We start from the raw sequence: 20,521 nt of genomic DNA on the forward strand, positions 1-20,521 counted from the left end.
TTAATTTAGAAAATATATATAAATCTTTATTTAACTTTAAATTTAATCTATTTTAGTCTGTATTAGTTCGCACTAATCTGTCAAAAAAAACGGGGACTTTTGCGGGTAACTTAATGCTATCAGATACTAAAATAAAATCACTAAAGTCTAAAGAAAAAGTATATAGAGTGCTTGATGCAGAAAGGTTATACATTGAAGTTAGACCCACTGGCAAGAAAATCTGGCGATTCAAATATACATTAAAAGGAAGGAACGGTAAGTTTTGGTGAATATCCTATTGTTTCACTTGCAGAGGCCCGTGAAAAGAAAGATGAATCTAGGGCCTTGTTAAAAGACGATATAAACCCTGTTGATGAAAAAAGAAAAAGAAGGCAGAATCTGTTACGGCCTCATCCAATACTTTTACTGCTAACTGCATTCGCTAGTTCACTATCTACTGTATCACAGCTTATCTCTAAAACATTACTTATTTCACCTCCAACTTTACTCATGTTAATTCATCTATATTTATAAAAAATAAAAAAAACTATTTTAAAAACCTAACCAAGCCTAAAACCATTAAAAAACATTCATATTATTTTCATTAAGATAAATCATATATATACCTCCTTTCAAAAAACCAATAACCAACTTTTACATATTCAATCTTATAACAAGAAATATTGACATCCATTTTTCTTTCAAAAGAAAATTGTTTAGCGTAATATGGAAAACCACTAATACTTATATCCATGGTACTATAAACTTTACCATCAATATTCACATCATATAATAAAAAATCACTACTATTTCTATGACGATATTTTTTCTCTAAGAACAAGCACCCCCTAATAATATTTTTATCATCTAGCGCCAACTGTCTTGCTCTTTTTTCAAAAAAATAATCACTAATAAAAGGTTGAATAATAACCATTATTAAAATTGGATATATTATAAATTTCACATTGCCTTCCCCATCACAACACATTTATAAAATCAAATATAGACAAATTATTTAAATATTTAATTAAAAACTTAGAAGAACTCACATCTTATTAAACGTTCTATTTCTACACGGCTTTGTTGTACAAACCTATTTTTGACAGTTTATTCAGAAATATAATTTTCAAATGAAGAAACCTATAACTAAATTTTATCGCTCAACGAATTGATCCTCTTATAATCAATCCTTAATCAATCGAGTAAATATATTAATTTGGTTTAATCCTACCACTCAATGGCAGAATGCCATTTGCAACATTACTCCATGAAAAACGTATTTGGGCTGAAAAGAATTTAGCTCAAATTTAACCTAACAGTCTTAAGCAAATATCTGTAACTATCAGCTCAGGTTTGAGCTAGTATACACTATTATAAAAACACGCTTTAAGTATGAGTATATTGAGCCAAGTTATTCGCGTTTTTTACTCATTTCGGATAACAAATCCAGTTGTATTTCTTGTATTTGGGCTAACCTATTCCACTGATGCATCAACAGATGATCTAGTTTTTCATTTAAGTGTTGAATTTCTAACTCTGCCTTTAAATTAATTTTATAATCGTTTTGCGAACGCAATCTGTCTTTGGCTTCCTGTCTGTTTTGGCTCATCATAATCACAGGAGCTTGAATCGCTGCAATACAGGATAAAATTAAATTTAATAAAATAAAGGGATACGGATCGGCAGGGTGCGTAACCATGACCACTGTATTGACAATAATCCAAATGGCTAGGAAAGTCGCAAAGCACATGAGAAAAGCCCAACTACCGCCAAAGGTCGCAATTTTATCTGCCAGCCTTTCCCCTAAAGTCCAATTTTGATCGAACTGATTTTCAACATTTTTGGTGATCACTTCATGTTGTTGCAAACTTTTAATCACCTCATATTCAAGATCAGTCACTTCCCCCTTTTCAGACTTTAACAGTGAATGAACATACTGAATTCGATATTTGGTTAAGTCTGCTTGGCATATATAACTTTGAGGCGACCATTCTGGAAAATCATGTGAAATTTCTTCGGTAATAGATTTTCGTATTGCCCCCATAGGAATGAGATTTTTAATGAGGAATTTCTGCCCACAGATTAAACATTCATGACTTTGATTTTTTTCGCTCATGCTCGTTCTCTTTTATAATCATTATTGGTTTTGGGGAGATAAACATCATCGAACAAATTTTAAACCAATGTCAAATTTTCAGCACCTCTAAGATTAGCTCCTCATTAAGTTTTTTCTAGACAGTAGCCATGAATAAAAAAATGCCACAGATATAATCATGATTCTGTGTCTTAAATAAGGCTAAACAAGTTCATATCATCAGGCTAAAAATTAAAAAATCCAGCTTTAGAGCAAGGAGACAATCAATGCCTAACTCCGCAAGACCTATACACTTGGGTCTACTTTTTCATGCCATATTGCTCACAGGTATCACCGCTAACGTAGATGCGAATACACCACCTGTAATGTTGACTTCTCCTAAAGATTTTATATACCCAGATGTAGATCATGATCTAAGTGAAAGTCTTTATCCAAATGAGGCCGCCACTGCTAAAGAAATCGCGAACATCATTGAAATGACGATCCGAAAACAATATTCCACAGATATCGCGCTACGTGATGCGCACCCTAAAGCACATGGTTGCGTACGTGCAGAATTTAAGATAAACGAAACATTGCCTCAAAACATGGCTTATGGTGTTTTTATTCCGGGAAAAACTTATCAAGCATGGATTCGTTTTTCGAATGGATCGAGTAATGCAAAACAGGCGGATATAAAAAAAGATGCACGCGGCATGGCGATCAAACTTTTAGCCGTGCCAGAGAAAAACCTTTTAGATGAACCTGCGGCTACGCAAGACTTCATTATGATCAATCACCCTGTATTCTTTGTAAATGACCCCGCTCGTTATCTATCATTTATACAAGATATCAATAGCGATCGATTTCTAAAAAAACTGCATGTCCCTTTTGCATTAGGAGCCAAAGGAACTTGGATTGCCTTGAACACTAGAAATAAAATTTCAAATCCACTGCAAACCAGATACTGGTCTATGGTGCCCTATCAGTTAGGAGTCGGCGATCATCGTCAAGCGGTAAAGTACTCTGCTCGTGCATGTTCAGCCGTTGTTAGCCCGATTCCAGCTACTCCTCAAAAGGACTTTTTAAGAGCGGCACTTCGAACGACGTTACAAGATCGTGATGCCTGCATGGAATTTCTAGTACAACCTCGGACATCCAGCTCAATGTCTGTTGAAGACTCGATGACGGAATGGAAAGAAGACCAAGCTCCTTTCTATAAGGTGGCTACAATTCGTATTCCTCAGCAAGTTTTTGATACCCCTGAGCAAAATAAGTTTTGTGAAAATCTATCCTTTACACCATGGCATGCATTAGCTGAACATAAACCACTGGGTGCGATAAACCGAATGCGCAAAGTCATATATGACCAGATTAGTCGCGTCAGACATGAGATGAATTCTGCTAAAAAAACAACGCTAACAATGTCGGAGATCAATAAGGAGTCCTATGGTTAAACTCAATGGCCTATTAATCTGTGTGTCTAAAGAAGAAGTCTGTATGGTGATAGAACTCCTTCCAGCACATATTGAATTAACTCATCAAGAAGACGGTTGTATTTCTTTTGAGGTCAAGCAAAGCATCAACCCTTTTATCTGGGAGGTGCAAGAAGTGTTTGATAGCATGAAAAGTTTTAAGCATCACCAAAGTAGAACGGCCTCGTCCATTTGGGGAGTGAAAACGCAAAACATTAAACGGCAGTACAAAATATCTGAGGGTGAATAAGGTTTAAGTTTCTAGCTATAAAATGACACTTCAATGACCAGAACTTGAAATAGCCCTCAAATGAAAGCTATCTCTATTCAGACCTTAAAATTTAAAATGTTCTGTACTAAAAAACACAATGAAGAATAGCGATTTTTGTATTGATCATCATGAATTGAGCAGATGTTCAACCTGATATCTTATTTAGTGAGCGGTCGCTGCTGCTTTGGTTTTAAAAGCCACCAAACAAAAGACGATAAAAGCACATAGAACAAAGGATGCGCCAAATCGACTCAGATCCAACCCTCCGTGACTAATGGGCTTATCTAGGAAATCCCCCAGTACGGCACCTAATGGTCGCGTGAGTACAAATGCAGCCCAAAATAAGAAAGTTCTAGAGATTTTGGTCCACATATAAAGCATCGTCAGCAATAAAAGTAAACCGCCAAAGATAAGTGCGGCACTTGTATAGCCCAAACCTTGCGTATCTGCTGTCCAATCCCCTAGCGCTGTGCCCAATGTTTGGGAAAACATGATAGTCAGCCAATAAAACGCTTCACTTTTAGAAGATTGAATACTTTGTACCGCAATTGACCCGCTGCTGTAGTACCATGCCAATAAAGATAAAATAAGTAAACCAAATAAGATTAGACTGCCACCTAAATAGCCCAGTCCTAAGGTACGATCAACATAGTCCGCTATAGTTGTCCCTAGAGTTGTTGTTGCAATAATTGTAGACCAATAAAAAAATGCATTATATTTTTTGGCCTTAATCTGTGCTGCAACGAATATTGCAAAAATAACGGCGAAGATACCCGTACTTACGATATATCCCAGATTAAGCGACATGGATAAGGCATCCCCCGCTGTTTCACCCAGTGTTGTTGCCGCAATTTTAATGATCCAAAACAACAAAGTGACTTCAGGCACCTTGCTCAGCACCTCATGCAATGTTTTTTCTTCAGTCATGATACGCACCCAAACCTTATTCTTTTGTCTATGCTGAATAATAGTGCTCACAACTGAAATCAATCTTAAATTTCAAAGACCTCGCCCATAGAGGCTGTTTATGGCTTTCAACAGCACAACATCTATAGACTTTTCATTCGCTTTCTAAATTGACTTAAAAGCAAGCTGAGCTGTGTTAAACACCTAAGCTCATGTTGCCGCTCGCTACCCGTAAAGACAGCTGTAAAATAAGCCATGACAAATGTTCTATTCGCATCAATTTATTTGCGATATTTTTGAATTCACCTGATTGACCCGTCTATAAGTAAAGGGTTTAGCTTAATGGAACAATGAACGAATGATGGAAACTATGCTTACTGTATCTCGCTTAGCGAAAAAACTCGGTTTATCCAGAACGACTATTCTCTATTATGAGAAACAGGGTTTATTAAAACCAAGCTTAATCACTGAAAATGGATACCGGTGGTACGGTGAAAGTGAAATTGAGCGTCTTAAAAGCATCATCTCTTACCGTTCTTACGGACTATCCATTTCAGATATTCGTTTGCTTTTAGAACCACTTAGCATATCCCAAGGGCAGATCTTGGAAAATCATTTTCGTGCATTGGAACAAGAGATCAATAACTTAAGAGCTCATCAAAAAGCCATCATTGAGTTATTGAAAAAGTCCATTTTATTAAAGGAAAAGTTCGTGAATAAAGCTAAATGGGTAGAGATTATGATCGCAGCAGGTTTATCAAAAGAAGATATGATGAAGTGGCATCAAAAATTTGAAGAGATGGAACCTGAGGAGCATCAAAAATTCTTAGAGTCACTCGACATTACACAAGATGAGATTACGGCTATTCGAAGCTTATAGTGCTTTTTAGCTCTCCAATCTTGAACATGGTGACTATCAAACTCAAGACTCAGTAGCTCTCATCTAAGGGCTATTGAGTTCACTGCTTACCTATCGTAAGTATTTTTTATCCCTAAATATGATTCCTGCACCAACAAGCAGCTCATCCTAAAGACCGCCAAAACTGAAGATTAGAAGTCGTTAGGATGATCATTGGCGATTAAAAGGTCCAAAACAAAAAACTTTATTAAAAAATGACTGGTCAGAACTTTTCATTGAATTCTAATTGAAAATATATATATTGAGTCTCCGCATCCACCATAAATATGTGATTTTAAAAATGATTAAAAGCTTAACATTACGTAATTTCTTCGGATTAGGCATGGCTATCATGATTTCTCAATCTGCTTTTGCACTAGAGGGATTAAGCACGGAAGAAGCCAACACCATCGTAAAAGAAGATATTGCAGCAGCGCAAGTCATGACCGAATTTTGCCCTGCTTTGGTGGGTCAAGGCCCTAAAATTGAAAGCAATATTCAAACTTTAATTCAAACCTATTTACAAGACTACTCAGATAAGTCGATGACCTATGCAAAATTACAGTCAGACAGCGAATATCAGTCGATTCTGAAAGAAGCTCGTACAGATGCAAAGGGTACTGACAAAGCAGAACAAAAGTCAGTATGTGATGACGTTGTAAACTTTGAAGGTTAATTCAAGTTCTACATCTATATCGCAAAGAAAGGATGAATAATGGGGTTATTCATCCTTTTTTATTGGACTGAAAAATGTAAAAACGATGAAGCGACTTCAACAGCTTCTATACATTTTTTCGCTTACATTTACTTAAAATTTGTTTAAGCTCATCCTATTATGGCAACAACATGTATGCACTTAGGGTTTAGAATGAATTTGAATGTAATGAAAAAAGTGATTTTGGCAGTTTGTGGTTCTTCTTTGATTGCCATTGGTTCGGCTCATGCAGCCAATAAAGACGAAAATATTGAAGTGACTCCACTGCAACAAGTGACGCAGCAAGAGTTGGCTGCAATTTATGTCCTATCAGAAGTTTGTCCAAGTCTCGTTTCAGACCAGAGTCAGTTTGAAAATGGCTACAACGCTTTGGCTAAAGAGTATCTACCGCAACAGAAAAATCCGACTGAATACCTTAAAAGCCTTAGCAAAGAGAAAAAATTCAAGCCTATTTTAGCCGAAGCTCAATCCGATGCGAAAAAAGCAGGCAAAGCAAAAAACCAAGAAATTTGTAAAGAATTGAGCACTTACAGCAAATAATACCAATTGGTTACAATATCTTTGAAATAAGCCGATTTCTACCGTAGAAGTCGGCAGAACTTTGTCCTAAAATGCAAAGCTCTCGTGCTTATACTAAAGAAATCGGAACCCCTTAGAATGATTCAAAAAAGCGCCCTTGCTGCGGCATTACTCGTACCAAGCATTTCATTTGCAGCAACTGTCTTATCCTCACCACCAGAACTAAATAATAAATCATATGTGCTGATGGATTATGAGACTGGGCAAATCCTCGCATCTAAAAATGAAAATGAAAAATTAGCACCAGCGTCAATGACAAAAATGATGACGAGTTTCATTATTGAGCAAAAGTTGTTGGCGGGCGAACTCACCGAAGATGAAAAAGTTCGGATGAACGAGTCTGCTTGGTGTCGTGGTAGTAGTTCGGAATCATGTATGTATGTGCCATTAAATGGTACTGCGACTACATTAGAGATGTTACGCGGCATTATCATTCAATCGGGTAATGATGCATCTAAAGCTATGGCTGAGCACATTGCTGGGAACGAAGGCACTTTCGTTCACATGATGAACACTGAAGCAAAACGTATCGGCATGACTAATACCAGCTTCATGAACTCAACAGGCATGCCTGCTGAAGGTCACTACTCGACCGCTAAAGACATGGCAACGCTTGCACAGCACATCATTCACGACAGTTCAAAATATTATCCGATTTATTCTGAAAAAGAATTTACCTTTAACGGTATCAAACAAGGCAACCGTAATGCCCTGCTTTATACTGACCCAAGTGTCGATGGTTTAAAAACTGGTCATACTGACGAAGCGGGTTATTGCTTAACAACTTCGGCTAAACGTGGCCCAATGCGTTTGATTTCTGTGATTTTTGGTGCGCCAAGCATGCAAGAACGCGCAACGCAAACACGTGAAATTTTAGCGTGGGGTTATGCAAACTTTGAAACCAAAAATGTTCAAGCTGCGAACCAAGTTTTAGCAAAATCAAAAGTATGGTTTGGTAAAGAAAATGACGTACAAATTGGTTTAGCTGAAACCTTCAACGTAACGATGCCGAAAGGCCAGGCCAACGCAATCAAAACACAACTGGTGGTTCAACCAAAACTGACTGCACCGTTGAAAAAAGGACAAGTGGTTGGTAAATATGTAGCAAGCCTTGATGGTAAAGTGATTGCTGAAAAACCACTTGTGGCGCTAAAAGATGTTGAAGAAGCAGGTTTGTTTGCACGTATGCTTGACCACATCAAACAATTCTTCTCAAACTTATTCTAAGCAGCAACATTTAGACTTAAGTTAAAGCATCCACACCTCGGTCTGGGTGCTTTTTTATTTTATAATGGACACCTACATAAAAGCAGAACACCAACATGGCTAAAAATATTCGCCCTTATTTGAACAGCACGCCACAGCTTGGCAACAACTGCTATATCGATGAAATGTCGGTAGTGATTGGTGATGTCATCTTGGCTGAAAATGTTTCTGTATGGCCTTTTGCCGTAATTCGGGGTGATGTAAACCATATTCGGATTGGTAAAAACTCGAATGTACAAGACCATGCAATGCTGCATGTTAGTCATAAAAAAGCGGAAAAACCAAATGGCTCGCCTTTAATCATTGGTGAAGATGTCACCATTGGTCACCATGTCACCTTACATGGCTGTACCATCGGCAACCGTGTTTTGATTGGTATCAATAGCATTGTTTTGGACGATGTCATCATTCCTGACGATGTTATGATTGGTGCAGGAACACTGGTTCCCCCAGGTAAAGTGCTTGAAAGTGGCTATTTATATGTCGGTAGTCCTGCCAAAAAAGTTCGCCCTCTGACAGAAACAGAATTAGCATTCTTACCATATTCAGCACAAAACTATGTCAAAGTATCGGGACATTATTTAGAGCCATGATCATTGGGAGCATTTTGCTCCCCTTTTCATATCAGATCAAATAACAAGCATCACCTTCAAAAATGCTGAATCTGCGGATTAATACTTCTCAAACTCAGTCACTAAAAAATCAATTAGCGCTTTTACCGATGGTAATAAACCACGTCGAGAGGTATAAGCCAGATGAATCAGTTCGGGTTTTGGCTCCCAGTTTGGAATCACTTTGACCAAACGGCCTTCTTTTAAATCATTATGAATAATCAGCTCTGGTAACTTGGCAATCCACGCCCACCACAATACCTGTATAGCCTAGCGGATGAAGAAGATACCAAAAGCGTGGAACTAAGCTACTAATTTTATATCCATAACATAGCCACCACCGCCTAAATTTTGTAGAATACTCTTTTTACCCCATGGTGCTTTTACATGACCGCTTGGACAGCTCACGTCACCGTCGCAACTGTTGTTGAAAAAGACGGAAAATTTCTATTTGTAGAAGAGCATACTGCGGGTGTGACACACACTGTATTTAATCAGCCTGCAGGCCATGTTGAATCAGGTGAAACACTCATCGAAGCTGCCATTCGTGAAACTATGGAGGAAACTGGACATGAAGTGTCTATAGATGTGTTATTGGGCATTTATACTTATACACCACCCATGTTTCCAGATCGCACGTATTATCGTTTCTGCTTTTTAGCGCACTCACTCCATCACCATCCAACGGCCGAACTCGATACAGGTATCGTGGGTGCAGTATGGATGACTTTGGATGAACTACTGGAAACGGCCCGTGCACGTAGTCCATTGGTGATTAAAGCGGTTCAAGACGCACTTGCGGGTCAAAAATATCCTTTATCGCTCGTTTATGAGCACCAAAATTCTCCCCTTATTTCAAGTTTGGATGCCTAGTCCTATGCAACAACGTGTCATCGTCGGTATGTCGGGTGGTGTAGATTCATCTGTTTCTGCTGCTCTTCTTCTTCAACAAGGTTATCAAGTTGAAGGTCTTTTCATGAAGAACTGGGAAGAAGACGACGGCACGGAATACTGCACGGCGATGGAAGACTTAGCCGATGCTCAAGCAGTCTGTGACAAACTAGGGATTAAACTACACACCGCCAACTTTGCTATGGAATATTGGGATCGTGTATTTGAGCATTTCTTAGCGGAATATGCTGCAGGCCGTACTCCAAACCCAGATATTTTATGTAATAAAGAAATCAAATTCCGTGCGTTCTTAGATCATGCTATGCAACTGGGCGCAGATTTCATTGCGACTGGTCACTATGCACGTCGCGGTGAAACTATGACCAACTCTAAAGGTGAAGAATATGCACCTTTACTGCGTGGTTTAGATAAAAACAAAGACCAGACCTATTTCTTACACGCTGTACATGGCCGTGAAATTAATAAGACGTTGTTCCCTGTAGGGGAAATTGAAAAGCCTGAAGTACGTAAGATTGCGGAACAATATGACTTAGTCACAGCGAAGAAAAAAGACTCAACGGGCATCTGTTTTATTGGTGAACGTCGTTTTAATGACTTCTTAAAACAATACTTGCCTGCACAAGCTGGAAAAATCGTCTTAGATGATGGCAAAGAGGTTGGTGAACATCACGGCTTAATGTACTATACGCTCGGTCAACGCGGTGGTATTGGTATTGGTGGTTTGAAAGGTGTGGCTGAAGGCGCATGGTTCGTTCTACATAAAGATATTGAAAACAACCGTTTGGTGATTGGTCAAGGCCATGAACATCCACTGATGCAAAGTACTGCGCTTTGGAGTGAAACGATTGACTGGGTCGCAGGTGAAATGCAGATTCCTGAAACAGGTTTCCGTTGTACCTCTCGGACGCGCTATCGCCAAGATGACCAAGATTGTGTGATCTTTAATGATCCTACTACCCCAGGTGGCGTACGTGTTGAGTTCGATGAACCCCAACGTGCCGTGACTCCGGGTCAGAGTGTCGTATTCTACTCAGGTGAAGTTTGTTTAGGCGGCGGCGTGATTCATCATACCAATGCTCCTAAACCTGATTTTATTTAAAGGATTTTAAGACATGGCTGAGTTACCGTTTCAACAGCCTCAAACTTTGAACGAACGCCAAAACCGAGCTTTGGCGTTGGCGGCTGTTTTTCAGTCCGCGCAACTGACGCATATGACCGCCTTGAGCGGTCAACAAAGTATTGGGGAAAGCGGTAACTTCTATTTAGAGCAGTTGATTAAAGCCAGTTTAAATATCCGACCAAAGGGCAACCAAAGCGGACAAACTTTAGACTTCTTTCATCAGCTGGCGGACATCTCCTTAGGACTAAAAACCTTAGAAAGTAGCATTACCCAACCCTTTAATACCTCACCCAAAACTCGAATTCCCAAATTATCCACTGCTAAACTTCCCATGACCTATGCCATGGCGCTCTTACAACTCGAAAAGAAAGTATATAGCAACCCCAAATTCGTTGAAATTATTGAACAATCCCAACAAAAAATCTTAAGACAGCTTTCTTTTTTCGATAATAACTATTTACACCCAAGTATCATTGCCAACCTCGCGCAAACCTACGTCGACACCGCAGGACAAATTAACCCACGCATTATGGTGCGGGGCAATGCAGAAGCATTTAAAGATTCATCGCATACCAACCGCATTCGGGCTTCTCTCTTCACTGGCTTACAAATGGCACATTTATGGCGTCAGCTCGGTGGAAGTTCATGGGGCATGGTGTTTAGCAAACGCAAGTTGCTTAAAGATATTCAAGATCTCGCTCGTTTACAGTATCAGGTGATTTAACACATGATCGACGGGCTTTTTAGTTTTACGTTTAATTCCAAAGTTTAAGGAATCGCTATGAACGCTTTAACCGCACTTTCTCCATTAGATGGACGCTACGCTAGCAAATGTGATGCGCTTCGTCCTTTCCTCTCTGAGTTTGGTTTAATCCATGCTCGTGTGACTGTTGAAGTGCGTTGGTTACAAGCGCTTGCAAACCGTCCAGAAATCACTGAAGTACCTGCTTTCAGTGCTGCGACCAATGCTGCACTTGATGCAATTGTTGCTGACTTCTCTGAGAACGACGCCAACCGTATTAAAGACATCGAACGTACCACGAACCATGACGTTAAAGCGGTTGAGTACTTCCTGAAAGAAAAAATTGAAGGCATCGAAGAGCTTAAAAATGCGGGTGAATTCATTCACTTTGCATGTACGTCTGAAGACATCAACAACTTGTCTCATGCATTAATGCTGAAAAGTGGTCGTGATGTATTGATTGCATCTATGCAGCAAATCATTGACTCAATCGTGGCATTGTCTGAAAAGCATGCTGACCAACCAATGTTGTCTCGTACACATGGTCAGACGGCAAGCCCAACCACTTTGGGTAAAGAAATGGCAAACGTAGCTTATCGTCTTGCGCGCCAAATCAAACAATTCAAACAAGTTGAGCTTTTAGGCAAAATTAATGGTGCGGTAGGTAACTATAACGCTCACCTTTCTGCTTACCCAGACATCAACTGGCCTGCACACTCACAAGCATTCGTTGAGTCTTTAGGTTTGAGCTTTAACCCGTACACCACTCAAATTGAGCCGCATGACTACATGGCGGAACTATTTGATGCTTTACGTCGTTTCAATACGATTTTGATCGACTTTAACCGTGACGTTTGGGGTTATATCTCGCTTGGTTTCTTCAAGCAAAAACTCAAAGATGGTGAAGTGGGTTCTTCAACGATGCCACACAAAGTAAACCCTATTGACTTTGAAAACTCAGAAGGTAACTTAGGCTTAGCCAATGCAGTACTTGCGCACCTTGGCGAAAAACTTCCAATTTCTCGCTGGCAGCGTGACTTAACGGACTCAACTGTACTACGTAACATGGGTGTTGGTTTTGCACAAAGCTTGATTGCTTTTGAAGCTTGTTCAAAAGGCATTGGTAAACTTGAACTCAATGCTGCACGTATTGATGAAGACTTGGACAATGCACAAGAAGTTCTAGCTGAACCAATTCAAACCGTCATGCGTCGTTACAACGTTGAAAAACCATACGAAAAACTAAAAGCATTAACTCGTGGTCAAGCCATGACACGTGACATGATGGTTGACTTCGTCAATGGTAATGAACTTGAAGCTGTCCCTGCTGCTGACCGCGCACGTTTAGCGGAAATGACGCCTGCAACCTATACAGGTAACGCAGCTGAACAAGCGAAACAAGTTGCTGACTTAATTTCTAAAATCTAATTTTTAGAAATTGAAAAAAGCGGAGCTTCGGCTTCGCTTTTTTATCTATAATGCAAACAAGAATCTCCTATACGCATAATTGAAAAACCAATAAAAATGATGACAATCCTGAAAAGTACAACACCGAAAGCTCACATTGACTATCAACTGAAAAAGCCGCATTGGATTGCTCTCACTGTACTTGCTGTCGCCATTGCTTTCGCATCGATCCATCCCCTTGAAGTCAGCTCTTATATTTTGCATCAGGTCGGAACCGTATTCATGTTGGTGACGCTGATCATTTGTCTTTATAAATTGGGGCTCAGCTTGATCAGCTTTATGCTTTATATCGGTTTTTTGCTGATTCATATACTCGGTGCGCATTATCTATATTCTTATGTGCCCTATAATGAATGGTCAATCCAATATTTAAACCTAGACCTCAACCAGAGTTTAGGTTGGACACGGAATATGTATGATCGCTTTGTACATTTAGCGTACGGTCTGCTGCTCTACCCGTTCTTTTATCGTCTGTTTCAAGTGTGGCTGCCTCAACTTTCTAAACTCACCCTATTCTTGCTGGTCATTCAATTTGTGATGGCAAGTAGCCTCATTTACGAATGGATTGAATGGTTTATTGCGATGGGCTTATCGCCTGAAGATGCTGAAAATTACAATGGGCAACAAGGTGATATTTGGGACGCACACCAAGACATGCTTTTAGCCACAGTTGGTGCAATCATCACAGGCATAGCCTGTCTATTGAAAAAGTAGTCCTTTGTTTGCTGCCATCCCTATAACACAACAAATCACGACTATTACAGGACTCATTTAAGCATAAGTAACTTGTACATCAGCTTTAAAAACACAATAAAAAAACACCACGTCAGGCGTGGTGTTTTTAACTCACTTAGTCTTTCGCAGACTCATCTGTTGGCACTTCAGTAATTCGGCCACCGCGAGCAAGGAATGCCGCAACTTCGTCTTCAAGTGCTTGGCGTTGTTTTAATTTTGCAGTCACCGTCAGTGTTTCAGCTTCGGCAACATCACCATCACTTGCAGCATTATCAGAAGAATCTGATGCGCCTTTTTCCGCTGCTTGAGCTTCGTCTTCGTCGACTGCTGAGTCTTCTACATCATCATAATCATTTGAATCAGTCATCTTAATCTCCCCACAAATGACATTTTAGGTTCCCATGAATTACTGGTTTCCAATTATGTTGAAATTTAACAAGCTCTCAGCCTTTCGCATAGTCTTATTCAACGGAAAATCGTATCTTTTTTAATCAAAATCGTAATCTTATTTTACGACTGGCTAAAAATTAACATTTCCTTTCTTAGACAGCATAACGCGTCTCTTTGAGTAAGCCTAAACCATTGGCCTGTGCCATAAAAGCATCTTTTAATACAGGCAGTTTTTCAACTTGTTTCAAACCAAAGTTTCGCACCCACACCACAGGAAAGAGTTGTGTGGTTTCCATCCAACCGATGGCAGACATGCTATGCATCATGGCATCATTTTGTCCTTTACGGCGGTGTTCATAACGTTTCAGTGTTTGCTCATGTGCCCACACGCCACGTGCTAGATCATGTAGTAATACATCACACAGTACAGCCGCATCAAGACAACCAATATTCACACCTTGCCCCGCCAACGGATGAATCACATGGGCTGCATCACCAATTAAAGCCAAGCCTGCTTTAACATATTGTTGTGCAGCACGTGCTTTGAGTGGGAAAGTGGCACGAGGTGTCGCTTCCAACACTTCGCCTAACATGTGATGACTTTCTCGCGTTAATAGCCGGGTAAATTCAGCATCTGAAAGTGCAGCATATTCTTCTGCATAATCATCGGGGAGCGTCCATACGATAGACTGCCAATGCCCTGCTTGCTCTGGTTTTAAACTCGCCATTGGTAAAAAAGCCAAAGGCCCTGTTTCTAAGAAAATCTGACGTGCAACATGTTGATGAGGCTGTGCAGTACGAATGGCACAGCTTAGACCTGCTTGTTTGTAGTCCAGCACATCAATATCGATAAACGCTTGTTCCCGTACAAAAGAGTTTGCACCATCTGCACCAATCACCAGTTTGGTTTTCAACACCGTACCATCTGCCAAATGGATATGCCATAGCCCAATACCTTCTTCGACACGGGCAACTTTAACCTGAGTTCGGTAATCGTTGAGTACAGCAAGCATCTGCTGTTGAATCGCTAAATTAAGCAAACTTGGCTCAACCATAGAACCGAGGGCTTGTTCGCCTTGTGGTTCCTGCGTGGACACATGACCAAAGTTAATTTCACCATAGCCATTTTTATTCCACACCTGCATGCCACTATACGGTATCTGGCGGGCAATCTTGTCCCAAACATCAACGGTTTTAAGTAAGTGTATCGTTGCTTGACTGAGTGCCAAAACACGTGGGTTGGCAACACTTAAGTTTTTTTGTTCATCTAAAATAGGTGCAGCATCCAGTACGGTAGCCTGCACACCGCCTTGCGCCAAAAGCAAAGCGGTCAGCCCACCGACCAAACCACCGCCAATGATCACCACATCTAAAACATCAGTTTGAACATGACTCATGCTTTTAGCCCCATAGCATAGTTGGCAACGAGCGGTTTAATGCCTGGAATCGTATCAAACGCGACCAAACCAGTATTCCGAATAAACTTTAAGATTGGATTGCTGTTGCTAAAACCTCGTACCACCGAATCACAGAACTTAATTACGCGTTGTTGATCGGTCAAACGTGAAACCTCATAGGCTTGCAGCATTGCGGCATCGCCCAAGTCGGTATTTTGCGCAATTTGCTCCGTTAAATAACGTACCAAGACGTGCGCATCTCGCATACACAGGTTAAAACCTTGCCCCGCAACGGGGTGAATGGTATGCGCAGCATTGCCCATTAAGATCACTCGTCCAACGGCCTGCTTTTCTGCTAGTACTTGTGATAATGGAAAGCTAAAACGCTTACCTGTTTTTTGAAACTTTCCTGCACGGTCGCCATAGGTTTCTTGTAATGCATCTAAGAAATGTTGATCATTTTCATCGCCCAACCATTCACCTTCTGTGCCTTTTTTCACAGGCCAAACCACGGAGCGACGGTATTCACCTGGAAGCGGCAACAGTGCCAATGGCCCTAAGCTACTAAAACGCTCAAAACCCACATGGTTGTGCGGTTTTGAAGTTTGCACTGTAGTGACGATAGCGACCTGATCATAATCATGTTCTGAAGCACCTATTCCTAAGGCTTTACGGCAGAATGAATCACGTCCATCTGCTGCAATGACGAGTTTTGCTTGCAGTGACAGTTGTTCTCCTCCACGACTGGCTTCTATGTAGGCCATATCGGCATCTTGGGTCAGTTGGGTGACTTGTACACCATCAATCAGCTCAATGAGTGGCTGTTTTTGAACTTCCGTCAGTAGCACACGACCGAGCCATGCATTTTCGATGACCTGACCGAAACTTTCGACTTTTTCTTGTTCTGCTTTAAGGCGCGCCTTACCAAAGCTACCTTGCTCGGTGATATTTACTTCTAAAATAGGCGTTGCATGTTCTTGTAAAGCGCTCCATAAACCCAGTTCTTGGTAAATTTGAACTGTACGACGAGACAGTGCGCTGTTTCGTGCATCAAAACTAGAATGGTATGGTGCAAGATTTTCATCATCATAATTTGGGTATTTGATCGCCTCTAAAAGCTTCACCGCAATGTTTTGTTTGGCTAACATCAACGCCAGACTCAGTCCGACCATACCACCACCGACTATGATGACTTCTTGTTGCATGCTTCTATCCTTTTTATGGCGTACCTAAAGTAAAAAACTTCAAATACCTATAAGTTTTAATGGTTTTATATTACATCAAAGATTTTCTTTTTTATAATGAAATGGATGTTTTTACGTACTTTCACCCTAAGGCCCTGTTGCCAAAGTTATGCAGATGACAGTTTCTTAAACTTTTATTTCACACAAGAGATGTGATGTGTGGTCAATATTTTAGATGTTTATTTAATGAGAGTTTAGACTGCCAGCCTTTATAAGTTTTCTATATTAATAAGGGCTCATAAATTTAACCATACAACATGAGTTATCAGTCACCTATATTCCAATTTTTATGCAATCCCGCCGCTATATTTTCCGTAGAGCTCTTGCTCACGAAGTACAAAATAAAACTAGTTCTCTTATCTGTATAGTCCTGTAAATAAAGAGCGGCTTTATAGCTATATAGAATATTAAAGCTGTTCTCTTCAGTACGTTTTTTGAATAACGAGATTCATTAGCCTAGAAAAAATTATCCCATCACAGGATGGGGTAATTTTTGGTTTCAATTAAAAAATTTAATAACATCACTATTCTTCAATTAAAATCTAGTCCTATATAAGGCTTACCAACTAATATTCACACGTCGATTTGGTGTTAAGCATGGCACCATTTCCACCTGTGAAGATACTGCACAGCTTTGATATTCTTCAGTTACACCCTTTGCTTCGATACGAATACGCTCAGATGCTATACCTGATCTAACTAAATAATCAGCAACCGTTGAAGCACGTTTTTGTGATAGTTTCTGGTTATAGCCGACATTACCTAAACGGTCAGTAAAACCTGTAATTACCACAGGATTTTGAGATACCGTAGCTTTGATATTTGCAACTATACCATTCAGAATTTGAGGTCCTTCAAGAATGGCTTGCTCTTCAAAACGATCAAAGTTAAAAAGGACATTAGCATTTCGCTGTGAAACTGTCTCATCAACAATTTGGGTCTCAGGAACAGGTACTATATTTCCCGAACGCAACATAAGCTCTTCACAAGCTTCACCTTTCCAGCTTAAACGTTCAGATAAGCCTTTTTTGTCAAAATCGATACGTAATTGGCAGCGCTTATAATCTTGTGTGTTCGGCTTGCGGATATCTAAAACATAATTCCATTTTTTAACAAAGAAAAGCCCTTCACTAAAATGTGGATTTCCTAAAATATGGCGGAATTGATCCTTGGTCAAACCTGTACTTAAACGCGCTACATCTGCATACTCATAACGTTGGACTTGTTCTAAATAACTATTTTCAATTTCTGGAAAGACCACTTCTTGCTGGGTTTGTACTGGTTCAATCTCAGCATAAATTGACATTGCAGTTACAAGCAATCCACCACCGATGATGCTTTTAACAATTTTTTTCATAAATCATTGAATCTCTAAAGTTAAATATATAAGGAAGGCTGAAAATAGCCTTCCTTAGTTTTCATCGATTATGTATTAATCAATTACACCGCTGACGCCGATACGGAAACTCGGATCGCCTTCAGAAGCAGCAGCAATACCACCAGTTAATGACCAACGTCCATTATCAGCAGTTTTTCTTAAAGTCACACCTACCGCATTTTCACCACTATGATGAGCTGCAGCGGCTGCATAAGTCCACTTACCTGCTACATAAGGAGCTGTTTCTAATGCCATAGCAGCAGCAATACCAGCATTTGCACGTTTTTCTACACTATCAATACGTTGATTTGTACTAGTAAATACTTGCTCTAGTTGATCACCTAAATTTGTGATTTTTTGATCAAGTTGATTGTCGCGATTATTCAATGCACTTAAAGCATCGCCCACATTATTATGAGAACCCCCACCGACGTTATAAGTCGGACCGGTATTGGTTTCATAGTTTGCGCCACCACCTAAGTGGTTATAAATATTAGTATTACTTGTATGAAGTTGAGATCCATTAATGGCATCTTTTGAATCTTTACTAATAGACCCATCAGCAACTCCACTCACCTTCTTATTACCAGCATTGATGCCTGTATCTTTATCTATAGAAACATCGCCAACGGTAATTTTATTGGTATTTACAGAGTCGAAGTTGACGTCTTTCTTGGTCGCAACATTATAGTTAGTACTACCATCTTGATTGGTAGACTGGCTGACAATAATGTTGTCGCCTTCTGAAACTGTAGTTTTAGCTTTAGTTACATTGTTATTCACGTTATTAATCGCATCATGTAACTGACCACCGTTCACAGCATCTTTTGAACCTTTAGCTATCGTACCATCTTCGACATTTGTAACTTTCTTGCTTCCAGCATCGATACCATCTTTGGTTACACTTGGACCACCTTTGATGGTTAAGCCATCATTATTGACCGTTGTATCACCAGTTTGAATACTGCCATCTTTACCTAAATTAAGATCTTTAGCTAAATCCATCTTAATTTGATTACCGTTTTTACTCACTTGGATGTTGCCATCAGTGTTTGTAAAATCAACCGTATCACTAGGTTTCACAGCACTTGAATTTTCTCCATTTGCTGTTAAATTCCAACCTTGATTAGCATTGTTTACTTTAGTATTAATTGAATCAATCGCATCATGAATGGTGTTCTTGCCCGTATTACCGACATCAGAAGTCGTTACACTACCATCAGCATTTAGTGATGTATTACCACCAATACTATTTTTAATGCTGTTTGCAGTATTATGAAGCTGGCTGCCATTCACTGCATCTTGTGATGTACTCTTAATATCGCCATTGGCAACATTGGTGATTTTCTTCTTGCCCGCATCAATGCCCTGAGCCGTAATGCTTGGACCGTCTTTAATGCTGAGGCCGGCATTGTTAATGAGCGTATTACCAAGCGTGACTGAGTCGAAATTAACGTCTTTTTTAGTAGCAACTTTGTATTCTTTGCTACCATCTGCATTGGTGACATCTGTAACCGTGATGTTATCACCTTCAACAACGCTAGTTTTAGCCGCCGCTGCAGCTTTATTAACTGAGTCAATCGCATCATGAATGGTGTTCTTGCCCGTATTACCCACATTTGAAGTCGTTACACTACCATCAGCATTTAGTGATGTATTACCACCAATACTGTTTTTAATGCTATTTGCAGTATGGTGAAGCTGGCTACCATTCACTGCATCTTGTGATGTACTCTTAATATCGCCATTGGCAACATTGGTGATTTTCTTCTTGCCTGCATCAATGCCCTGAGCCGTAATGCTTGGACCGTCTTTAATGCTGAGGCCGGCATTGTTAATCAGCGTATCGCCCAGCTTTACAGAATCAAAGCTGACATCTTTCTTCGTTGCAACAGTCAGGTTATTTGCTTCACGCTTAATCTCAATGTTTTCACCATCCAAGAATTGAACAGTATCTGAGGCTTTTACTGCACTTGCAGCATCACCATTCGCCTGGATCTTCCAAGTTTGGTTTTGCAAGTTGGCAATATCACCCGTATTGCTAGTAATTTGCTCACCCTGTTTGGTCACAGTTTGGGTCAAATTAGTCACATTTTGATTGGTGCTGTTTAATTGGCTGCCATTGATAGTGTCTTTCGAAGACGCGCTGATATCACCATCCGCCACATTGGTGATTTTCTTCTTGCCCGCATCAATGCCTTGAGCAGTAATGCTTGGACCGTCTTTGATGCTTAAGCCAGCATTGTTAATGAGCGTATTACCAAGCGTGACTGAGTCGAAATTAACGTCTTTTTTAGTAGCAACTTTGTATTCTTTGCTACCATCTGCATTGGTGACATCTGTAACCGTGATGTTATCACCT

20 protein-coding genes and 3 pseudogenes are annotated in these 20,521 nt (G+C 39.9%); 14 read left to right on the top strand and 9 right to left on the bottom strand.

The annotated features are described in order from the left end of the window. Positions 1–113: 113 nt before the first annotated feature. Positions 114–410, top strand: a pseudogene (locus KVY11_RS16690) (Arm DNA-binding domain-containing protein); the annotation flags it as partial. A 173-nt stretch (positions 411–583) separates the two neighbouring features. On the opposite strand, the gene KVY11_RS02365 reads toward KVY11_RS16690, so the two are convergent. After that, a complete protein-coding gene (locus KVY11_RS02365) occupies positions 584–943 on the bottom strand; it encodes a hypothetical protein (RefSeq protein ID WP_218287982.1) in 360 nt (119 codons plus the stop codon). Between the two features lie 166 nt (positions 944–1,109). Between KVY11_RS02365 and KVY11_RS02370 the strand changes: the two are divergent. Beyond that, positions 1,110–1,220: pseudogene (locus KVY11_RS02370) on the top strand (IS5/IS1182 family transposase); the annotation flags it as partial. Positions 1,221–1,390: 170 nt separating this feature from the next. On the opposite strand, the gene KVY11_RS02375 reads toward KVY11_RS02370, so the two are convergent. Continuing rightward, complete coding sequence (locus tag KVY11_RS02375) at positions 1,391–2,095, bottom strand: DUF1003 domain-containing protein (protein ID WP_218287983.1); 705 nt, start codon at positions 2,093–2,095, stop codon at positions 1,391–1,393. A gap of 245 nt (positions 2,096–2,340) precedes the next feature. Here KVY11_RS02375 and KVY11_RS02380 point away from each other — a divergent pair, with 245 nt between their 5' ends. Both KVY11_RS02380 and KVY11_RS02385 read left to right on the top strand, forming a co-directional pair. Next, on the top strand, positions 2,341–3,510 hold the full coding sequence (locus tag KVY11_RS02380; protein WP_218287984.1) for a catalase family protein: 1,170 nt from the start codon (positions 2,341–2,343) through the stop codon (positions 3,508–3,510). Then, positions 3,503–3,778: a putative quinol monooxygenase gene (locus KVY11_RS02385; protein ID WP_218287985.1), complete on the top strand. Its 276-nt coding sequence runs from the start codon at positions 3,503–3,505 to the stop codon at positions 3,776–3,778. Before KVY11_RS02380 ends, KVY11_RS02385 begins: the two co-directional genes overlap by 8 nt. A gap of 183 nt (positions 3,779–3,961) precedes the next feature. On the opposite strand, the gene KVY11_RS02390 is transcribed toward KVY11_RS02385, so the two are convergent. Beyond that, positions 3,962–4,726, bottom strand: a complete 765-nt coding sequence (locus tag KVY11_RS02390; protein WP_218287986.1) for a hypothetical protein — start codon at positions 4,724–4,726, stop codon at positions 3,962–3,964. 337 nt (positions 4,727–5,063) lie between these two features. Here KVY11_RS02390 and KVY11_RS02395 point away from each other — a divergent pair, with 337 nt between their 5' ends. From KVY11_RS02395 to KVY11_RS02415, 5 genes are all read left to right on the top strand, one after another. Next, complete coding sequence (locus KVY11_RS02395; protein WP_168159129.1) at positions 5,064–5,585, top strand: MerR family transcriptional regulator; 522 nt, start codon at positions 5,064–5,066, stop codon at positions 5,583–5,585. 319 nt (positions 5,586–5,904) lie between these two features. Then, positions 5,905–6,279: an MCR_0457 family protein gene (locus KVY11_RS02400; RefSeq protein WP_010326344.1), complete on the top strand. Its 375-nt coding sequence runs from the start codon at positions 5,905–5,907 to the stop codon at positions 6,277–6,279. 192 nt (positions 6,280–6,471) lie between these two features. Next, positions 6,472–6,858, top strand: coding sequence for an MCR_0457 family protein (locus KVY11_RS02405; protein ID WP_010326343.1), 387 nt, complete (start codon positions 6,472–6,474; stop codon positions 6,856–6,858). A 117-nt stretch (positions 6,859–6,975) separates the two neighbouring features. Then, positions 6,976–8,124, top strand: a complete 1,149-nt coding sequence (gene dacC / locus KVY11_RS02410) for a D-alanyl-D-alanine carboxypeptidase PBP5/6 (RefSeq protein WP_218287987.1) — start codon at positions 6,976–6,978, stop codon at positions 8,122–8,124. A gap of 95 nt (positions 8,125–8,219) precedes the next feature. Then, positions 8,220–8,756 carry a gamma carbonic anhydrase family protein gene (locus KVY11_RS02415; protein ID WP_218287988.1) on the top strand — a complete coding sequence of 179 codons (537 nt, stop codon included), beginning with the start codon at positions 8,220–8,222 and terminating at the stop codon, positions 8,754–8,756. A gap of 78 nt (positions 8,757–8,834) precedes the next feature. Here the strand turns inward: KVY11_RS02415 and KVY11_RS02420 are convergent. Next, positions 8,835–9,017: pseudogene (locus tag KVY11_RS02420) on the bottom strand (LysR substrate-binding domain-containing protein); the annotation flags it as partial. Between the two features lie 144 nt (positions 9,018–9,161). Between KVY11_RS02420 and KVY11_RS02425 the strand changes: the two are divergent. From KVY11_RS02425 to KVY11_RS02445, 5 genes are all read left to right on the top strand, one after another. Further along, positions 9,162–9,647: an NUDIX hydrolase gene (locus tag KVY11_RS02425; RefSeq protein WP_218287989.1), complete on the top strand. Its 486-nt coding sequence runs from the start codon at positions 9,162–9,164 to the stop codon at positions 9,645–9,647. Positions 9,648–9,651: 4 nt separating this feature from the next. Continuing rightward, complete coding sequence (gene mnmA / locus KVY11_RS02430; RefSeq protein ID WP_004694222.1) at positions 9,652–10,785, top strand: tRNA 2-thiouridine(34) synthase MnmA; 1,134 nt, start codon at positions 9,652–9,654, stop codon at positions 10,783–10,785. 13 nt (positions 10,786–10,798) lie between these two features. Continuing rightward, positions 10,799–11,530, top strand: coding sequence for a high frequency lysogenization protein HflD (gene hflD, locus KVY11_RS02435; protein ID WP_004980842.1), 732 nt, complete (start codon positions 10,799–10,801; stop codon positions 11,528–11,530). A 57-nt stretch (positions 11,531–11,587) separates the two neighbouring features. Beyond that, positions 11,588–12,976: an adenylosuccinate lyase gene (gene purB, locus KVY11_RS02440; RefSeq protein WP_218287990.1), complete on the top strand. Its 1,389-nt coding sequence runs from the start codon at positions 11,588–11,590 to the stop codon at positions 12,974–12,976. Positions 12,977–13,072: 96 nt separating this feature from the next. After that, on the top strand, positions 13,073–13,729 hold the full coding sequence (locus KVY11_RS02445) for a DUF2238 domain-containing protein (RefSeq protein ID WP_218287991.1): 657 nt from the start codon (positions 13,073–13,075) through the stop codon (positions 13,727–13,729). A 136-nt stretch (positions 13,730–13,865) separates the two neighbouring features. On the opposite strand, the gene KVY11_RS02450 is transcribed toward KVY11_RS02445, so the two are convergent. The 5 genes from KVY11_RS02450 to KVY11_RS02470 all read right to left on the bottom strand — a co-directional run. Then, on the bottom strand, positions 13,866–14,117 hold the full coding sequence (locus tag KVY11_RS02450; RefSeq protein ID WP_004694228.1) for a hypothetical protein: 252 nt from the start codon (positions 14,115–14,117) through the stop codon (positions 13,866–13,868). A gap of 175 nt (positions 14,118–14,292) precedes the next feature. Further along, positions 14,293–15,537 (bottom strand): FAD-dependent monooxygenase, encoded by a 1,245-nt coding sequence (locus KVY11_RS02455; RefSeq protein ID WP_218287992.1) that lies wholly within the window; start codon positions 15,535–15,537, stop codon positions 14,293–14,295. Then, positions 15,534–16,742, bottom strand: coding sequence for a 2-octaprenyl-6-methoxyphenyl hydroxylase (gene ubiH, locus KVY11_RS02460; RefSeq protein WP_218287993.1), 1,209 nt, complete (start codon positions 16,740–16,742; stop codon positions 15,534–15,536). The genes KVY11_RS02455 and ubiH overlap by 4 nt, the downstream gene beginning before the upstream one ends. A 598-nt stretch (positions 16,743–17,340) precedes the next feature. Further along, entirely contained in the window at positions 17,341–18,138 is a 798-nt protein-coding gene (locus tag KVY11_RS02465; RefSeq protein ID WP_218287994.1) for an OmpA family protein, read from the bottom strand. Positions 18,139–18,213: 75 nt separating this feature from the next. After that, on the bottom strand, positions 18,214–20,521 hold a 2,308-nt coding region (locus tag KVY11_RS02470), incomplete at its 5' end, for a YadA-like family protein (protein ID WP_218287995.1).

Origin of the sequence: Acinetobacter sp. CWB-G5 (assembly GCF_019209785.1) — a bacterium.
GTDB lineage: Bacteria > Pseudomonadota > Gammaproteobacteria > Pseudomonadales > Moraxellaceae > Acinetobacter > Acinetobacter johnsonii.